The organism is Ruegeria sediminis, assembly GCF_005938215.1.
GTDB lineage: Bacteria > Pseudomonadota > Alphaproteobacteria > Rhodobacterales > Rhodobacteraceae > Ruegeria > Ruegeria sediminis.
This window is the reverse complement of the sequence record NZ_VCPD01000003.1, coordinates 43,451-60,338: the sequence shown is the minus strand read 5'-3', so window position 1 is coordinate 60,338 and position 16,888 is coordinate 43,451. Positions and strand designations below refer to the sequence as shown.

General features: G+C 64.9%; 19 protein-coding genes. 14 read left to right on the top strand and 5 right to left on the bottom strand.

The genetic code is table 11. The annotated features are described in order from the left end of the window. Window positions 1-23 precede the first annotated feature (23 nt). The 10 genes from FGK63_RS08830 (at window position 24) to FGK63_RS08785 (ending at window position 8,245) form a co-directional block, all read left to right on the top strand. Window positions 24-911: a MurR/RpiR family transcriptional regulator gene (locus FGK63_RS08830; protein WP_138841301.1), complete on the top strand. Its 888-nt coding sequence runs from the start codon at window positions 24-26 to the stop codon at window positions 909-911. Beyond that, window positions 908-2,002: an aromatic ring-hydroxylating oxygenase subunit alpha gene (locus FGK63_RS08825; protein WP_138841299.1), complete on the top strand. Its 1,095-nt coding sequence runs from the start codon at window positions 908-910 to the stop codon at window positions 2,000-2,002. The genes FGK63_RS08830 and FGK63_RS08825 overlap by 4 nt, the downstream gene beginning before the upstream one ends. Further along, window positions 1,995-2,387, top strand: coding sequence for a carboxymuconolactone decarboxylase family protein (locus tag FGK63_RS08820; RefSeq protein WP_138841297.1), 393 nt, complete (start codon window positions 1,995-1,997; stop codon window positions 2,385-2,387). The genes FGK63_RS08825 and FGK63_RS08820 overlap by 8 nt, the downstream gene beginning before the upstream one ends. Before the next feature lie 195 nt (window positions 2,388-2,582). Then, window positions 2,583-3,785 (top strand): 3-oxoadipyl-CoA thiolase, encoded by a 1,203-nt coding sequence (gene pcaF, locus FGK63_RS08815; protein WP_138841295.1) that lies wholly within the window; start codon window positions 2,583-2,585, stop codon window positions 3,783-3,785. Window positions 3,786-3,800: 15 nt separating this feature from the next. Continuing rightward, window positions 3,801-4,793, top strand: coding sequence for a 1,2-phenylacetyl-CoA epoxidase subunit PaaA (paaA, locus tag FGK63_RS08810; RefSeq protein ID WP_138841293.1), 993 nt, complete (start codon window positions 3,801-3,803; stop codon window positions 4,791-4,793). Between the two features lie 83 nt (window positions 4,794-4,876). Next, window positions 4,877-5,161 carry a 1,2-phenylacetyl-CoA epoxidase subunit PaaB gene (paaB, locus tag FGK63_RS08805; protein WP_138841291.1) on the top strand — a complete coding sequence of 95 codons (285 nt, stop codon included), beginning with the start codon at window positions 4,877-4,879 and terminating at the stop codon, window positions 5,159-5,161. Next, window positions 5,161-5,922 carry a 1,2-phenylacetyl-CoA epoxidase subunit PaaC gene (gene paaC / locus FGK63_RS08800; protein WP_138841289.1) on the top strand — a complete coding sequence of 254 codons (762 nt, stop codon included), beginning with the start codon at window positions 5,161-5,163 and terminating at the stop codon, window positions 5,920-5,922. Before paaB ends, paaC begins: the two co-directional genes overlap by 1 nt. Window positions 5,923-5,928: 6 nt before the next feature. Then, the gene (paaD, locus tag FGK63_RS08795; protein ID WP_138841287.1) at window positions 5,929-6,390 is read left to right on the top strand and encodes a 1,2-phenylacetyl-CoA epoxidase subunit PaaD; all 462 of its coding nucleotides are present in this window, start codon (window positions 5,929-5,931) and stop codon (window positions 6,388-6,390) included. A gap of 10 nt (window positions 6,391-6,400) precedes the next feature. Next, window positions 6,401-7,474, top strand: a complete 1,074-nt coding sequence (paaE, locus tag FGK63_RS08790) for a 1,2-phenylacetyl-CoA epoxidase subunit PaaE (protein ID WP_138841286.1) — start codon at window positions 6,401-6,403, stop codon at window positions 7,472-7,474. A gap of 12 nt (window positions 7,475-7,486) precedes the next feature. After that, the gene (locus FGK63_RS08785; protein WP_138841284.1) at window positions 7,487-8,245 is read left to right on the top strand and encodes a Phenylacetic acid catabolic protein; all 759 of its coding nucleotides are present in this window, start codon (window positions 7,487-7,489) and stop codon (window positions 8,243-8,245) included. Window positions 8,246-8,299: 54 nt separating this feature from the next. Here the strand turns inward: FGK63_RS08785 and FGK63_RS08780 are convergent, their stop codons facing one another. The 5 genes from FGK63_RS08780 to paaG form a co-directional block, all read right to left on the bottom strand. Further along, window positions 8,300-8,512, bottom strand: coding sequence for a hypothetical protein (locus tag FGK63_RS08780; RefSeq protein ID WP_138841283.1), 213 nt, complete (start codon window positions 8,510-8,512; stop codon window positions 8,300-8,302). 83 nt (window positions 8,513-8,595) lie between these two features. Then, entirely contained in the window at window positions 8,596-9,192 is a 597-nt protein-coding gene (locus FGK63_RS08775) for a TetR/AcrR family transcriptional regulator (RefSeq protein WP_138841281.1), read from the bottom strand. A gap of 3 nt (window positions 9,193-9,195) precedes the next feature. Continuing rightward, window positions 9,196-10,506 (bottom strand): phenylacetate--CoA ligase PaaK, encoded by a 1,311-nt coding sequence (paaK, locus tag FGK63_RS08770; protein ID WP_138841279.1) that lies wholly within the window; start codon window positions 10,504-10,506, stop codon window positions 9,196-9,198. A 15-nt stretch (window positions 10,507-10,521) separates the two neighbouring features. Beyond that, window positions 10,522-10,950: a hydroxyphenylacetyl-CoA thioesterase PaaI gene (paaI, locus tag FGK63_RS08765; RefSeq protein ID WP_138841277.1), complete on the bottom strand. Its 429-nt coding sequence runs from the start codon at window positions 10,948-10,950 to the stop codon at window positions 10,522-10,524. 2 nt (window positions 10,951-10,952) lie between these two features. Continuing rightward, window positions 10,953-11,738 carry a 2-(1,2-epoxy-1,2-dihydrophenyl)acetyl-CoA isomerase PaaG gene (gene paaG, locus FGK63_RS08760; protein ID WP_138841275.1) on the bottom strand — a complete coding sequence of 262 codons (786 nt, stop codon included), beginning with the start codon at window positions 11,736-11,738 and terminating at the stop codon, window positions 10,953-10,955. 105 nt (window positions 11,739-11,843) lie between these two features. Here paaG and FGK63_RS08755 point away from each other — a divergent pair, with 105 nt between their 5' ends. From FGK63_RS08755 to FGK63_RS08740, 4 genes are all read left to right on the top strand, one after another. Beyond that, window positions 11,844-13,889, top strand: coding sequence for an FAD-dependent oxidoreductase (locus FGK63_RS08755; RefSeq protein ID WP_138841273.1), 2,046 nt, complete (start codon window positions 11,844-11,846; stop codon window positions 13,887-13,889). A 61-nt stretch (window positions 13,890-13,950) separates the two neighbouring features. Next, window positions 13,951-14,970, top strand: coding sequence for a TRAP transporter substrate-binding protein (locus tag FGK63_RS08750; protein WP_138841271.1), 1,020 nt, complete (start codon window positions 13,951-13,953; stop codon window positions 14,968-14,970). A gap of 61 nt (window positions 14,971-15,031) precedes the next feature. Continuing rightward, complete coding sequence (locus FGK63_RS08745) at window positions 15,032-15,538, top strand: TRAP transporter small permease (protein ID WP_138841269.1); 507 nt, start codon at window positions 15,032-15,034, stop codon at window positions 15,536-15,538. Next, window positions 15,535-16,887, top strand: coding sequence for a TRAP transporter large permease (locus FGK63_RS08740; protein ID WP_138841267.1), 1,353 nt, complete (start codon window positions 15,535-15,537; stop codon window positions 16,885-16,887). Before FGK63_RS08745 ends, FGK63_RS08740 begins: the two co-directional genes overlap by 4 nt. Window position 16,888 lies beyond the last annotated feature (1 nt).

Below are 16,888 nucleotides of genomic sequence, written 5' to 3'. Positions count from 1 at the left end.
CCACAAATGTACCATCGTCAATCATGAATGACACAAATGTATCATCAACTGTTCTGGACCGCCTCGCCGAAGAATGGGACGCGCTGACGCCCGAGGCGCAGAAAGCGGCGCGCTACGTGCTGGAAAATCCTGCGGATGTAGGGGTTTCCACCGTGCGCGAGATCGCCGAGGCGGCCAATGTCAAGCCCAACACCTTCGTCCGCATGGCCCGCCAGGTCGGCTTCGAGGGATACGAGGATTTCCGCGCACCCTTCCGCGAAGCGATCCGGCGCGGCGCGGTATCGTTTCCGGACCGCGCCCGGTGGCTCCAGGATACGGCCAAGTCGGGCGAGCTTGGCGGGCTCTATGCCGACATGGTGGGCGCGGCGATCCGCAATATCGAAGAGACCTTTGCCGGGATCAGCGCCGAACGGTTGCAGTCGGCAGCCCACGTGATCTGGAACAGCCGGCAGGTCTTCACCCTCGGCGTCGGCGTCAACAACGCCAACGCGCGCAACTTCACCTATCTCGCATCGACGGGGATGAAGCAGTTCCACGCCATCCCCCGCCCCGGCTCGACCCCGGTGGACGATCTGGCCTGGGCCGACGGGCAGGACGTGCTGATCGCCATGACCTGCAAACCCTACCGAACGGAAGTCATCGAGGCGGTGAAGCTGGCCCGCGAACAGGGGCTGACCGTCGTGGGCATCTCGGACAGCCCCGCCAGCCCGGTCGTCCTGAACGCCCATCTCGGTTTCGTCGTCGCCGCCGACACGCCGCAGTTCTTCCCGTCGTCCGTCTCGACCATCGCCTTTCTGGAAACGCTGCTGTCCTTCGTGATCGCGGTGAGCAGCGACGAGATCGTCGAGCGGGTCGAACGGTTTCATCAACGCAGACATCAACTTGGCCTCTACGTGGAGGAGCCCGAATGAATGCCCCCCTGACCCATTCGCTGGACGCGCGGTATTACACCGACCCGGCGATCTTCGAGAACGAGATGAACGGGTTGCTGTCGCGCACCTGGCAGTTCGCCGGGCATGTCAGCCAGATCCCGAACGTGGGCGACTATTTCGCCTTCGAGATCGCGCGGCAGAGCCTGTTCTGCATCCGGGGCCGCGACGAGGTGGTGCGCACCTTCTACAACGTCTGCCAGCACCGGGCGCATGAGATGGTGACCGGCACCGGCAACACCCGCGTCGTGGTCTGCCCCTACCACGCCTGGACCTACGAACTGACGGGCCATCTGCGCGCCGGGCCGAACATCAAGGCGGTGCCCGGTTTCGACCGTTCCGGGATCTGCCTGACCGAAGTCCGCACCGAGGATTTCAACGGCTTCATCTTCGTCAATCTCGACGACGCCGCCGCGCCCATGGACGACTGGTTTCCTGGCGTCCGCGAGGAACTGCGCGACTACGTGCCCAACATCGACAGGCTGGCGCCGCTGGAATGGGTCGAGGTGCCCGAGAGCTGCAACTGGAAGGTCTCGGTCGAGAACTATTCCGAATGCTACCACTGTCCCACCAACCACCCGACCTTCGCCGAAGGCGTGATCAAGCCCGAAACCTACGACATCCAGCCGGACAAGACCGGCGGTTACGTGCTGCGCCATACCACCGAATGCCAGTCGCTGGACAAGATGACCTATCCGATCGACCTTGCGTCGAACGAACATGCGGGCGACTACCGGTCGTGGTTCCTGTGGCCGATGTTCAGCTTCCAGTGCTATCCGGGCAACGTGCTGAACACCTATCACTGGCGCGCCCGCGACGTGGACAGTTGCACCGTCTGGCGCGGCTGGTACACCGAGGACGGCGCCGAAAGCGACGTGATCCGCAACCTCGCGGTTCAGGACCGGCAGACCACGGTCGAAGAGGACATCCGCCTGGTCGAAAGCGTGCATCGCGGCCTCAAGTCCAGGGGATACAGGCCCGGCCCGCTGGTGCTCGACCCCGGCTGCGGGGTGATGTCCGAGCATTCGATCGCGACATTGCAGAAATGGATGCGGGAGGCGGTCGATGGCTGACATGTTCGACGAAGACCTGTTCCTGAAGGGGCTGGCGCAGCGCAAGGCGACGCTGGGGGCGGATTACGTCGCCAAGAACCTTGCCGCCGCCGACGACTTCACCCGCCCCTTCCAGGAGGCGATGACCGCCTGGTGCTGGGGCTTCGGCTGGGGCGACGAGGTGATCGATCCGAAAACGCGGTCGATGATGAACCTCGCCATGATCGGCGCCCTGGGCAAGATGCATGAATGGGAGATCCATTGCCGCGGCGCCCTGAACAACGGGGTCAGCAAAGAGGAAATCCGCGCGATCATCCATGTGGTCGGCATCTATTGCGGCGTACCGCAGGCGCTGGAATGCTTCCGTGTCGCCCGCAAGGTTCTGTCCGAGGCCGGGCAGCTTTGATTTCATGGCGTTTTGCCGTGCACCAAGCCCGCCACCCGGCGGGCTTTTTGCTTTGCCGGAAAGGAAACATGTTACGAAAAATGGAAAACGCGCACGATTGCGTTACATTTTGCTTGCCGCGAATCGCTTCTGGCCGTATTACCCGACCAAGCGGTCACTTAATGACGCCCCACGCAAGACCGGAGTTTCTGACGCATGGACGCTTTCATCTGCGACGCTCAACGCACCCCGATCGGACGCTACGGCGGTGCGCTGTCCCAGGTCCGCACCGACGACCTGGCCGCCATCCCCCTCGCCGCGCTGAAAGAGCGCAATCCGCAGGTTGACTGGGCCAGCCTCGATGACGTGATCCTCGGCGATGCCAACCAGGCAGGTGAAAGCAACCGCAACGTGGCGCGGATGGCCGCGCTGCTCGCAGGGCTGCCGGTCGAGGTGCCCGGCACCACGATCAACCGTCTCTGCGCCAGCGGCATGGACGCGGTCGGAATGGCGGCCCGTGCGATCAAGGCGGGCGACTATGACATGGCGATCGCCGGCGGCGTCGAAAGCATGTCGCGTGCGCCCTTCGTGATGCCCAAGGCGACCAGCGCCTTTTCCCGCGCCAACGCGGTCTACGACACCACCATCGGCTGGCGCTTCGTGAATCCGAAGATGGAAAAGATGTACGGCACCGACTCGATGCCGCAGACCGCCGACAACGTGGCCGAGGACTACAACATCGGCCGCGCCGATCAGGACGCCTTCGCCGCGCGCAGCCAGGCCCGCTGGGCCGCCGCGCACGAGGCCGGCGTGTTCGCGGACGAAATCACCCCCGTCACCATCCCGCAGCGCAAGGGCGATCCGATCGTCGTCGATACCGACGAACATCCCCGCCCCGGCACCACCGCCGAGAAACTGGCCAGCCTGCATGGCGTCAACGGCCCGCACAAGACGGTGACCGCCGGCAACGCCTCGGGCGTCAACGACGGCGCGGCGGCGATCCTGCTCGCCAGCGAGGCGGCGGCGAAACAGAACGGCCTGACGCCGATCGCCCGGGTCGTCGGCATGTCGGTCGCAGGCGTCAAGCCGCGCGTCATGGGCATCGGCCCGGTGCCGGCCAGCCGCAAGGTGCTGGAGCGCGCGGGCCTCACCATCGACCAGATGGATGTGATAGAATTGAACGAAGCCTTCGCCTCGCAGGGTCTGGCCACGTTGCGGGAACTTGGCGTCGCCGACGATGCGCCCCATGTCAATCCCAACGGCGGCGCCATCGCCATAGGTCACCCGCTGGGCATGTCCGGCGCGCGGCTGGTCATGACCGCCGCCTATCAGTTGAGACGCACGGGCGGGCGCTATGCGCTCTGCACCATGTGCGTCGGAGTTGGTCAGGGCGCGGCCCTGATCCTGGAACGCGTGTAAGGGAGGAGACCCCACATGTATGCACAGATGATCAAGACAGCCGGAACCGGCGTCAAATCCCGCGAGGAAATGACCGAGCAGGAGCGCGCCTTTCAGGACAAGATCGACGCCGACATCAAGATCGAACCCAAGGACTGGATGCCGGACGACTACCGCGCGACGCTGATCCGCCAGATCGGCCAACACGCGCATTCTGAGATCGTCGGCCAGCTGCCCGAGGGCAACTGGATCACCCGCGCCCCGACGCTGGAACGCAAGGCGATCCTGCTGGCCAAGGTGCAGGACGAGGCGGGGCATGGTCTGTATCTCTACTGCGCCGCCGAAACGCTGGGCGTCTCGCGCGACGAGATCACCGAGATGCTGCTGGACGGGCGCATGAAATACTCGTCCATCTTCAACTACCCGACGCTGAACTGGGCCGATATCGGCGCGGTCGGCTGGCTGGTCGACGGCGCCGCGATCATGAACCAGGTGCCGCTGCAGCGCACCTCGTTCGGCCCTTATTCCCGCGCCATGATCCGCATCTGCAAGGAAGAGTCGTTCCACCAGCGCCAGGGCTATGACGCGATCCGCAAGATGGCCGAGGGTACGCCGGAACAGAAGAAGATGGCGCAGGACGCGCTGAACCGGCTTTGGTACCCGTCGCTGATGATGTTCGGCCCGTCCGACAAGGACTCGGTGCATTCGGCGCAGTCGATGGCGTGGAAGATCAAGATCAACACCAATGACGAGCTGCGGCAGAAATTCGTCGACCAGACCGTGCCGCAGGCCGAGTATCTGGGGCTGACCATCCCCGACCCGGACCTGAAATGGAACGAAGAGCGCGGGCACTACGATTTCACCGACCCCGACTGGTCGGAGTTCTATGACGTGGTCAAGGGCAACGGCCCCTGCAACGTCGACCGCCTCGCCGCGCGCAACAAGGCGTGGGACGACGGCGCATGGGTCCGCGACGGCCTGCTGGCCCATGCCCGCAAGAAAGCCGCCGCCAAGGTGGCGGCCGAGTAAGACACGTGTGATCTGCTGCGCGAGGCACCGGGGTTCGGCCACCGGTTTCAGCACCCGCGCCTAGCCAGGAGGAGAACTGAGCTATGAAAAACGAATGGCCCCTGTGGGAAATCTTCATCCGCGGCCAGCATGGCATGAGCCACCGCCATGTCGGCTCGCTGCATGCGCCGGACGCCGAGATGGCGATCAAGAATGCCCGCGACGTCTACACCCGCCGCAACGAGGGCGTGTCGATCTGGGTGGTCGAGGCCCGGCACATCGCCGCCAGCTCGCCCAGCGACAAGGGCCCGCTCTACGAGCCGTCGGAATCCAAAGTCTACCGCCACCCGACCTTCTTCGACATTCCCGACGAAGTGGGGGCGATGTGATGACCCGCGACGAAGCCTTTCTGCAATTCCTGCTGCGGATGGGGGACAACACCCTGATCCTCGGCCACCGGGTCAGCGAGTGGTGCGGCCACGCGCCGGTGCTGGAAGAGGACATCGCGCTGGCCAACACCGCGCTGGACCTGATCGGCCAGACCCAGATGTGGCTGGGCCTTGCCGGCGAGGTGCAGGGCGAGGGCAAAAGCGCCGACGACCTGGCCTTTCTGCGCGACGTCTGGGATTTCCGCAACGTGCTGCTGGTCGAGGTGCCGAACGGAGATTTCGGCCGCACCCTGATGCGCCAGTTCCTGTTCGACGCCTGGCATTCGATCATGCTGGGCCGCCTGATGACATCGTCTGACGACCGGGTGGCGGCGATCGCCGCCAAAGCCAGCAAGGAAGTGGCCTATCACCTGGAGCGCTCCGGCGACACCGTGGTCGGCCTGGGCGACGGCACCGAGGAAAGCCACCGCCGCATGCAGGAGGCGCTGGATTATCTCTGGCCCTATGTCGGCGAGATGTTCGCCAGCGACGAGGTCGATGCCGAGATGGCCGCCGCCGGGATCGCCCCCGATCCGGCAAGCCTGCGCGAGGAATATGACGCGCTGGTCGGGCGGGTTCTGCGCAAGGCCACGCTGACGATCCCGGACAGCCGCTTTGCCCACAAGGGCGGCCGCAATGGGCGCATGCATACCGAGCACCTGGGTCACCTGCTGACGCAGATGCAGTGGCTGCAGCGCGCCTATCCGGGCGCAACCTGGTAAGACGCCATGACTCGCGCCTCCGTAGAACAGGTCTGGGAATGGCTCGACGCCGTACCCGACCCCGAGATCCCGGTGATCTCGGTCGTCGATCTCGGCATCGTCCGTGACGTCGCCTGGACCGGGGACACGCTGACGGTCGCCGTGACGCCGACCTATTCGGGCTGTCCGGCGACATCCGTCATCGCGATGGACATCGAGACCGCGCTGCGCGAGCACGGCATCGACAAGATCAGGCTCGAGACACGGATCTCGCCCGCCTGGACGACGGACTGGCTCAGCGACAAGGGCCGCGCGAAGCTCGAGGAATACGGCATCGCGCCGCCCCAGCCCGCGGGCGGCCCCGACCGCTGCCCGCATTGCGGCAGCAAGGCGGTTGAAAAGGTCAGCCAGTTCGGCTCGACCCCCTGCAAGGCGCATTGGCGCTGCAAGGACTGCCTGGAACCTTTCGACTATTTCAAGTGCATCTGAGGAGGACCGGATGGCACGCTTTCACGATCTGGAAGTCACCGACATCCAAAAGACCATCCGCGACGCCGTTGTGGTGACGCTCAAGCCGGCGAACGGCTCGGCCGCGGAATTCGATTTCATCCAGGGCCAGTACCTGACGTTCCGCCACGACTTCGACGGCGAGGAACTGCGCCGTTCCTACTCGATCTGCGCGGGCAAGGACGACGGCGTTCTGCAGGTGGGCATCAAGCGCGTCGATGGCGGCGCGTTCTCGACCTGGGCCAACGAAGAGCTGAAGGTGGGCGACACGCTGCAGGCGATGCCGCCGATGGGCGGGTTCCACACGCCGCTCGACCCGAAGGCCGAAAAACAGTACCTGGGCTTCGCCGGCGGCTCCGGCATCACGCCGGTCCTGTCCATCCTCAAGACCACGCTGGCGCGCGAACCAAAATCGCAGTTCACGCTGGTCTACGCCAACAAGGGCGTGAACACGATCATGTTCCGGGAGGAACTTGAGGATCTCAAGAACCTCTACATGGGCCGCCTGAACGTGATCCACGTGCTGGAAACCGACGCGCAGGAAATCGACCTGTTCACCGGTCTCGTGACCAGGGAAAAGTGTGCCGAGTTGTTCAGGCACTGGATCGACATCGAGAATATCGACGCGGCCTTCATCTGCGGCCCCGAGCCGATGATGCTGGGCATCGCGGCGGCGCTGCGGGAACACGGGCTGGATGACAGCCAGATCAAGTTCGAACTGTTCGCCAGCGCCCAGCCCGGCCGGGCCAAGCGCAAGGCCGTGTCGGCCGACGCCGCGACCAGCGCCAACCAGACCAAGGCGTCGATCACGCTCGACGGCTCGACCCAAACCATCACCATGCCCAAGGATCTTTCGATCCTCGACGCGGCCCTGGAGAACGCGATGGACGCGCCCTATGCTTGCAAGGCCGGTGTCTGTTCGACCTGCCGCTGCAAGGTGATCGAGGGCGAGGTCGAGATGGTCGCCAACCACGCGCTCGAGGATTACGAGGTCGAGAAAGGCTATGTGCTGAGCTGCCAGGCCTTCCCGCTGACCGACAATGTCGTCGTCGATTACGATCAGTAAGGGAGAGGGACAATGGCCGAAGACATGACGATCGAAAGCTACCTGGCCGCCGGCGGCGTGCTGACCAACCCGACGAACGTGCCGCCGCGCTATCGCGGGGAACTGATGAAGCTTATGGCCACCTTCGTCGACAGCGAACTGGCCGGTGCCGCCGGGTTCGCCGACATCATCAACCAGGGCCCGGGCATCAAGGAGCGCATCGCCGCCGCCAAGATCGTTCTGGAAAAGACCGACAATGCCGACCGCGTCCTGCGGATCATGGGAGAGTTCGGGGCGAACACGGAACGCTACGTGACCCATCACCCCTGGACCGCGCGGCTGGAACGGTCCGCCGACATCGGCGCGACCCGTTCCGAACATGACATGCGCCTTGCCGTCTTCAACTATCCGATCGAAGGCTGGGTGGACGCGGTGACGATGAACCTGCTGATGAGCCGGGCGGTCGTGGTGCAACTGGCCGAGTTCTCGATGATCTCCTACCAGCCGCTGGCCGAGGCGTTCCGTGCCATCGCGCCGATCGAGGCTCATCACGGCGAACTGGCGCTGGAAGGGTCGGTCAAGCTGATCGAACAGGGCCGCGCCGACGAGATGCAGGCTTCGGTCGACTACTGGTGGCCGCGCGTGGCGGCGAGCTTTGGCTCGGCGACATCGCAGAAATTCGAGGGACTCAAGGCAATGGGCCTGCGCCGGACGACCAACGCCGCCCTCAAGACCCGTTGGGAGGCCGAATCCGGCGCGATGCTCGACAATCTCGGCCTCAAGCGGCCCTGATCCGGGACAAAAGACGGCAGGCGCGGCCTGCCGTCGCCCAATAACCCGCTGGCATCACCCCCGGGGCCGGCTGATCAATCCGTATTTCAACGCCAGAGACCTGAAAGACCAGCGCCGCCGGACCCCGAGCCGATTGACCGGTTTCTGCAGCGCGCCGCCGGAGCGGTTTAACTCGTAGACGTCGATCACCTTTTCGGCGCAGCCGCATGCCTCGCCCAGCCCGACCTTGGTGTAGTAGAATCTTTCGAAACTCTCGCGGCTCCGCATGATCGTCCTCCCTGTTTCAATGAAGCAGGAAGGGCGCCGCTGCCCAAGCGGTTTCCGCCCCGATCAGGCGATTGTGAGGGGGTTCACAGCCCTTTCAGCCCATGCAGCGTCAGGTTGCTGACCAGCCGGGCATAATCCTCGCGGGCCTCGGCATCCGCGCCCGAATTCCACATGTAGTACCAGTTGAGCATGCCGAAGACCGACATCGTCGCCGACCGCAGCTTGGCCGGGTCGCCGTCGAACACCTCCGGAGCGTTTTCCGAGATGATCCGGCTCACGAACTCCACCATGTCGCGCTGGTAGCGGCGCAGAAGCCGCTGCTGATCCTCGGGCAGGGCCGACATGCCGCTGGTCTGCACCCGGTGTTCGTCATCGACCCCCTGATAGGCCAGCAGGATCTCGGCCACCACCCTGTGCAGACGTTCCGCCGCGCCGACGCCGTCGAACTCGATGCCGCAGATCAGGTCCCGCAATTCGCGCAGATAGGTTTCGAGGATGTCGAACAGGATCGCATCCTTGCTGTCGTAGTAGTGGTAGATGTTGGCCTTGGAGATCCCGCATTCGCGGGCCAGCTGGGTCATCGACGCGCGGTCGAACCCTTCCCTGGCGAAGACGCGCGCGGCAGATTTCAGGATCTGCGCGCGCTTCTGGTCATGGTCTTTGGCAATGGTACGGGCCAAGCCTCACTCCTTGTCTCGGTTGTCGACAACGCGCTTGGCCTTGCCCTGGCTGCGTTCGACGTCGCCGGGATTGCCTACGATAATCTCGGTGGAAACGCCAACAATGTCCTTGATCCGCTTGGTCAGCATCCGCGCCGCGGCGGTCTTGCTCAACTCGTCCGCCGCATCGGGCATCGCTTCGACGAAGACCCGCATCGCGTCCATGCGGCCGGACTTGTAAAGCTCGATCTGGTAGTGCGGGGCGATGCCGCCGGTGGCCATCACCTGCTCTTCGATCTGGCTGGGGAAGACGTTGACGCCGCGCAGGATCATCATGTCGTCCGAGCGGCCGGTGATCTTTTCCATCCGGCGCATCGACCGCGCGGTTCCGGGCAGCAGCCGCGTCAGGTCGCGGGTGCGGTAACGGATCATCGGCAGGCCTTCCTTGGTCAGCGTGGTGAAGACCAGTTCGCCCATCTCGCCGTCGGGCAGCACCTCGCCCGTGACCGGATCGATGATTTCCGGCAGGAAATGGTCCTCCCAGATCACCGGGCCGTCCTTGGTCTCGACGCATTCGTTGGCGACGCCCGGCCCCATGATCTCGCTGAGGCCGTAGATATCCACCGCGTGCATGTCAAAGGCCTGCTCGACCTCCTTGCGCATCGCGTCCGTCCAGGGCTCGGCCCCGAACACGCCCACGGACAGCGAGCTTTGCCTGGGGTCGAGGCCCACCTTGCGATACTGCTCGAGGATGTTGAGCATGTAGGACGGCGTCACCATGATCCCGTCGGGTTTGAAATCGGTGATCAGACCCACTTGTTTCTCGGTCTGCCCGCCCGACATCGGCACCACGGTCGCGCCCAGGCGCTCGATCCCGTAATGCGCGCCCAAGCCCCCGGTGAACAGGCCGTAGCCATAGGCGTTGTGGATCATGTCGCCCCTGCGCAGGCCCGAGGCGCGCAGCGACCGCGCCACCAGATCGGCCCAGTTGTCGATATCGGTCTTGGTGTAGCCCACGACGGTCGGCTTGCCGGTCGTGCCGGACGAGGCGTGCAGGCGGATGATCTGCTCGCGCGGCACGGCGAACAGACCAAAGGGGTAATGGTCGCGCAGGTCGTTCTTGTAGGTGAACGGGAACTTCGCCAGATCGCTCAGGCTCTGCAGGTCGTCAGGGTGCACGCCCGCCTCGTCGAAGCGCGCCTTGTACATCGGCACGTTGTCATAGGCATGGCGCACCGACCATTTCAGCCGCTCCAGCTGCAGGCTGCGGATCTCGTCGATCGAGGCGATCTCGATCGGGTCCAGGTCTTGTCTGTTGGGGGTCAGGTCCTTCATGGCGTCCTCCTCGCCTCAATTCTCGTCAAACAGGGTGCCGTTGATCGCCCGCGAGAACCCGCGGAACTCGGCGATCTTGCGGCCGTCCTGATTGGTTACGGTGACATCGTAGATCCCGCTGCGCCCGGTCAGGCTGAGTTCGCTGGCGGTCGCGATCAGCCGGTCGCCAAGCTGCCCCGGCGCGACGAAGCTGATCACGTTGTGCTGCGCGACCGTGGACTGGTTGCGGCTGTTGCAGGCAAAGGCAAAGGCGCTGTCGGCCAGCATGAAGGTCACGCCGCCATGACAGATGCCATGGCCGTTGCAATGGTGCGGTTCGACGGTCATTTCCAGCGTCGCCGTGCCCTCGTCGACAAGGGTGATCGCCATTCCGGCCCATTTTGAGGCATTGTCCCCGGCCCACATGGCCGCGGCGGCCTTTTCCGCTCGTTCCTTTGGCGTCATGGTCATTTGCCCCGGAAATTTGGCGCGCGCTTTTCGAGAAAGGCCGTCACCCCCTCGGCATAATCCGCGCTTTCGCCGCATGTCTTCATGGCGTCGGCCTCAAGCTCCAGATGATCCGTCAGCGTGTTGACCGCCGCCGCCTGGATGCTCTGCTTGGTCAGGCCAAGGCCCAGGGTCGGACCGTTGGCGAACTGCTCCGCCATGGCGCGGGCCTCGCCCATCAGCTTGTCATCCGGCAGCGCCTTCCAGATCAGCCCCCATTCCTCGGCCTGCTTCGCAGGCAGCGGCTGCGCGGTCAGCGCCAGACCCTTGGCGCGGGCCTCGCCCAGAAGGCGCGGCAGGTGCCAGCTGCCGCCGGTGTCGGGTATCAGCCCGACCTTGGAAAAGGATTGGATGAACTTGGCCGACTCCCCCGCCAGCACGATGTCGCAGGCCAGCGCAAGATTGGCACCCGCCCCGGCGGCGACGCCGTTCACCGCGCAGATCACGGGAAACTCCAGCGACCGGATCAGGCGCACGAGCGGCGCATAAAAGGTCCGCACCGTCTTGCCCAGATCGGGCGGGCCGTCCATTTTCGACGGGTCCCGGTCGCCCAGATCCTGACCGGCGCAAAAACCGCGGCCGGCGCCCGTCAGCAGCACCGCGCGGGCGCCTTCGTCGCGCGCCTTTTCCAGCGCGGCGCGCAGGGCATAGTGCATCTCATCCGTGAAACTGTTCAGCCGGTCCGGGCGGTTGAGGGTGATTTCCACCCAATTCCCATGGCTTTGCGCAAGAATCGTATCGGTCATATCCAGCCCGCTTTGCGAAAGTTACAACATTGTTCTTGCATAAACCGAACGGTTGGTCAATAAATTCCTCGCAAATCGATTCCCGAGCATTTGGGGGGCAGACACATGGCAAAAGACACGGTGGTTTCCGTTGCACGAGAAGGCGACATCGCCTGGGTTGAGATCGACAATCCGCCGGTGAACGCCACCTCTACCGCCGTGCGCGCGGGCCTGGCCCGGGCCGTCGCCGAGGTGCAGGGCGCGCGCGCCGCGATCCTGGTCTGCGCAGGCCGCACCTTCGTCGCCGGCGGCGACATGTCGGAATTCGACCGTCCCGCCGAAGAACCGCACCTGCCCGACGTGGTGCGGATGCTCGAGGACAGCGAAACCCCCTTTATCGCCGCCATGCACGGAACCGTTCTGGGCGGCGGCTTTGAGATCGCCCTCGGCTGCGCCTGGCGCATCGCGCTGTCGGGCACGAAGTTCGGCCTGCCCGAGGTCAATGTCGGCCTCATTCCCGGCGCAGGCGGCACCCAACGCGCGCCGCGCCTGATCGGGATGCAGGCCGCAATCGACATGGCCTGTTCCGGAAAACTGCTCGACGCCACCGAGATGGAGCGGCTGGGCGGGATCGACATGATCGTGACCGGCGATCTCAGGTCGGCGGCGCTGGCCTTCGCGCGGGACTTGCCGCCGCGCCCGGAAAAGCTACGCGACCGGAGGGCCGAGGCTCTGGACGGCGAAGCCTATTCGGCCATCGCAGCCGATCTGCGCAAACGCGCCAAGGGGCAACAATCTCCGCTCCATAATCTCGAGGCGCTGCAGTGGTCCGCCCTGCCCTTTGCCGAAGGTCAGCCGAAAGAACGCGCGCTCCATGTGGAACTGCGCCAATCCGCCGAAAGCAGGGCCCTGCGCTACGCTTTTTTCGCGGAACGGGTCGTCAGCAAGCCCAAGGCGATCCAAGACATCGCCCCGCGCGATCTGAACCGGGTCGCCATCGTCGGCGGCGGCCTGATGGGCGCGGGCATCGCCATGGCCTGCCTGAGCGGCGGCCTGTCCGTGACGCTGATCGAGCGCGACGCCGAGGCGGCCGACAACGCCCGCGACCGCGTTGCCGGCCTGATCAACAGCAGCGTCAAGCGCGGCAAGATCAGCAAGGCGGCAAAGGCCGAGATGCTGGCCCGGCTGACACCCACCGACAGCTACGCCGACGCCGCGACCGCCGACCTGGCCATCGAAGCCGTCTTCGAGGATCTCGACGTCAAAAAAGACGTTTTCGCCCGGCTGGCCCAGGTGATGTCGCCGGACGCGATCCTGGCGACCAACACCTCCTACCTTGACCCGACCCTGATCTTCGAGGGCATCGCCAATCCGTCCCGCTGCCTCGGCCTGCACTTTTTCAGCCCGGCGCATGTGATGAAACTGCTGGAAATCGTCAGGACGCCCGACACATCTGCCGAAGTTCTGGCGACCGGCTTCGCGCTTGGCAAACGGTTGCGCAAGGTTTCGGTGCTGTCCGGGATCTGCGACGGCTTCATCGGCAACCGGATGCTGGCCGCCTACCGGCGCGAAGCGGAATACCTGCTGGCCGATGGCGCCCTGCCGCACGAGATCGACGCGGCAATGCGCGCCGAGGGTCTGCCCATGGGGCCGTTCGAACTGCAGGATCTCACCGGCCTGCAGATCGCCTGGGCCAACCGCCAGCGGCAGGCCGCCACCCGCGCGCCCGGCGAACGGTACGAACGCATCGCCGACACGCTCTGCGAAATGGGCCGCCTGGGACAACGCAGCGGCAAGGGCTGGTACAAATACACCCCGGGCGCGCGCACTCCGGAACGCGACCCCGAAGTGGAAGGGCTGATCGAAGACTACTCGGCCAGTCGCGGCATCAAGCGGCACGGCTACACCGCCCGTCAGATCGCCGACCGCCTGCTCGCCGTGCTCGCCAACGAAGGCGCGCGCATCGTCGAGGAGGGAATCGCCGAGCGCCCCGAGGACGTCGACATGGTCCAGTTGCACGGCTACGGATTTCCGCGCTGGCGCGGCGGGCCGATGCACCTGGCCGATGCGCAAGGCTGGGAAAACATCATGAAAACCATGCACTTGGTCGCGGATGAAAGCCCGGACTCATGGGTTCTGGCGGATCGGGCCAAGGCGCTTGCACCCTGTTGATGGTTACAAAAAGGACCATTAACGCATCAATGACTCACGTTTTGGAGGAGGATATCCAGTCATGAAAATCACCAAACTGACCACCCTATTGGCTTCGGCGGCGCTGGCCGTCAGCGGCACCGTGGCGATGGCGGCGGACTACACGCTGACCATCTCCAGCTGGGCGCCGCCGACCCATGGCATAAACGACAAGATGTGGCCCAAGTTCGTCGAGATGATCGAAGAGGCCACCGACGGTCAGGTGACTGCGGAACTCAAGCTGGGCATCGCCCCGCCGCCGGCGCAGATGGACCTGATCATGGACGGCGCGGCCGACGCCTCGATCATCTTCCACGGCTACCAGCCCGGCCGTTTCGTCACCACCAAGCTGATCGAACTGCCCGGCTATGAAGGCTCGGCCGAGGCCGCCTCGGTCGCCTACTGGCGCGCCTACGAGAAATACCTGAGCCAGGCCGAAGAGCATCGCGGCGTCAAGGTGATCGCGCTTCACACCCACGGCCCGGCGCAGCTGCATTCCGGTGCCGCGGTGACCGACCTGGGCCAGATCTCGGGCCTCAAGGTCCGCATCCCCGGCGGGGTCGGCGGCGACGTGGGCACCGCCCTGGGCGCGACCGGCATCCAGGTTCCCGCCCCCAAGGTCTATGAAACGCTGGCCTCCAAGGCGGCGGACGGCGTGGTCATGCCCTTTGAATCCCGCAAGGGCTTCAAGCTGACCGAAGTGGCGCAGAACGTCTACGAGATGCCGGGCGGCCTCTACCGCGGGTCCTTCGCCTTCATCATGAACGAGGACACCTTCGCCGACCTGCCCGAAGACATCCAGAAGGCGCTGGATGAGAAGGTCTTCGGCGAACCGCTGAGCCGCGAGATCGGCAAGATCTGGGACGAGATCGACACGATCGGCCGCGAGGAAACCCAGGCCGCCGAGGGCAACGCCATCAACGCGGCCACCGACGCCGACCTCGAGAAGTTCGGTGCCATCGCCGCCGACATCCGCGAACAGGTCATCGCCGAAGTCGCCGCCACGGGCGTCGATGCCCAGGCCGCCTACGACATGATCAAGTCGGAAATGGCGTCGAACTAAGTCCGTTCCGGGGGCGGCGGCGTGCCGCCGCCCCCACGTCGGAACCCGCGGGAGGAGCCGCATGACATCTCTCATCCACCTCGTGCGCCGCGTCAGCATCCTGCCTGTCGTCGTGGCCTGCATCGCCCTGTTCATCCTGATGGTGATGACCTTCTGTGACGTGATCCTGCGGTCGGTCTTCAATTCTCCGATCGAGGCCGCGACCGAATTGACCCGCATCCTGATGGCCATTCTGGTCTTTTCAGTCCTGCCGATCATCTCGGTCACCGACGGTCAGATCGCCGTGGACCTGACCGACGGCATCTTCCACCGCCTGCGGCTAAACCGGCTCCGCGACGCGGTCATCTACCTGGTGAGCGGCGCCATGCTGTTCTGGCCCGTCCAGCAGGTCTGGGTCCTGTCCGAACGCTCGCGCGAATACGGCGACGTCACCGAATACTTGGCGATCCCCACCTATTACGTGGGCTGGTTCATCGCGATCTCCGTGGCGATCACCGCCGTCGCGATGATCATCACCGGCCTACTGCACCTCTTTGCCCCCCACGCCCTGTCGGAGCATGCCAAATGACCGCCGCCCTGATCGGATTCGCCCTTGTCCTGATACTGGTGCTGATGCGCCTGCCCATCGTGTTCGCAATGGGCCTCGTCGGCACGCTGGGCTTCGCCTATGAACGCGGCGGCTCGATCTTCGACGAGCGCGGGCTGAAGGCCGCGATGTCGATGGTGGGCCGCCAGATCATGGATACGGCGCAGGACTACGGCCTGTCGGTCGTGCCGCTTTTCATTCTCATGGGACTTTTCGTGAACAAGGGCGGCATGGCGCGCGAACTGTACGCCGTGTCCAACGCCTTTCTCGGCCACCTGCGCGGCGGCATCGCGATGGCGACCGTCGCCGCCTGCGGCGGCTTTTCGGCCATCTGCGGCTCGTCACTTGCCACCGCGGCCACCATGTCCAAGGTCGCCATGCCGCAGATGCGCCGCTATGGCTATTCCGACGAGCTTTCCACCGCCTCGATCGCCGCGGGCGGCACGCTGGGCATCCTGATCCCGCCCTCGGTGATCCTGGTGATCTACGGCCTGCTGACCGAAACCTCGATCGGCAAGCTGTTCATGGCCGGGATCATCCCGGGCCTGCTCGGCATCCTGTTCTACCTCTTCGCCGTGCGCTGGACCGTCTGGCGCAACCCCGAGGCCGGTCCCGCCGGCGAACGCGCGGACTGGGGCGAACGGTTCCGGGCACTTGGCTCGGTCTGGGCGGTGCTGCTGCTGTTCTTCCTGGTCATCGGCGGGCTTTACGGCGCCTTCGATTTCCACCCGCTGAACCTGACCTTCTCGCCCACCGAGGCGGCGGGCATGGGCGCGGCCGGCGCCTTCCTGATCGCGCTGATGCGCGGCGGTCTGACCCTGGGTTCGACCTTCGAGGTGCTGAAAGAGACCACGTTCACCGCCGCTGCGCTGTTCGCGGTGCTGATCGGGGCGCAGATCTTTTCCAACTTCATCAACCTCGCCGGGCTGCCCGAGGCGCTGATCACGATGGTGACAGCCTATGACGTGGCGCCCTTCGTGGTGATCCTGATGATCCTCGGCATCTACATCATCCTCGGCTGCGTGTTCGAATCGCTGTCGATGCTGCTGCTGACGGTGCCGATCTTCTTTCCGCTCGTCACCTCGCTGGGCTACGATCCGATCTGGTTCGGCATCGTCGTCGTCGTGGTGACCGAGATCTCGCTGATCACCCCGCCCGTGGGCCTGAACGTCTTCATCCTCAAGGGCGTGGTCGGCGACGTCTCGACCGGAACCATCTTCCGCGGCGTGACCCCGTTCTGGGTCGCCGACATCTTCCGCCTTGCCCTGATCGTGCTGGTGCCGATCGTGGTACTCTACCTGCCAGAGCAAATGGGAGCGCTGGGTCACTGAC